At 40.6% G+C, this 508-nt stretch carries 1 protein-coding gene; it reads left to right on the plus strand.

Features of this window, described 5'->3' with window-relative positions; all coding sequences use genetic code 11:
• Positions 1-508, plus strand: a 508-nt coding sequence (locus NC796_RS26680) for a histidine kinase dimerization/phosphoacceptor domain -containing protein (protein WP_310688949.1), incomplete at both ends; no start/stop codon positions are given.

The raw sequence follows: 508 nt of genomic DNA on the forward strand, positions 1-508 counted from the left end.
TGATCGAGATTTAGTGGGATATACGGCCCGTGAAGCTCTGCCTGAACTAGAGGGACAAGGATTTTTTGAGCTTCTCGACAACGTATATCAAACAAATGAGCTACATAAGGGGAAAGAGGTTCCTTTTGTCATAAAGACAGATAATCAGGAAAAAACGTATTACCGAAATTTTATTTATAAACCCCTTCAGGATGAGGATGGAGAATGTACTGGTATTTTTGTTGAGGCTGTGGATGTAACCAAACAGGTAGAAAACAGGAAACGGCTGGAAAAGTCGAATGAAGAAAAACAGATCTTGCTATCCGAGTTACACCATCGAGTTAAAAACAACCTAGCCCTTATCACAGGCTTGATCGAACTGGAGGTGGAGGAGTATCGTAATCATCTGGAGATCACTTCACTCGAAACAACCCGAAACCGAATTTTTACTATTGCTGAAATTCACGAGATACTCTATCAGCAGCAAAGCCTAAAAAAAATTCCGTTCCATGAGTTTGTCAAACGACTG

Source organism: Aliifodinibius sp. S!AR15-10 (genome assembly GCF_031569985.1).
Taxonomy (GTDB): Bacteria; Bacteroidota; Rhodothermia; order Balneolales; family Balneolaceae; genus JAMQKA01.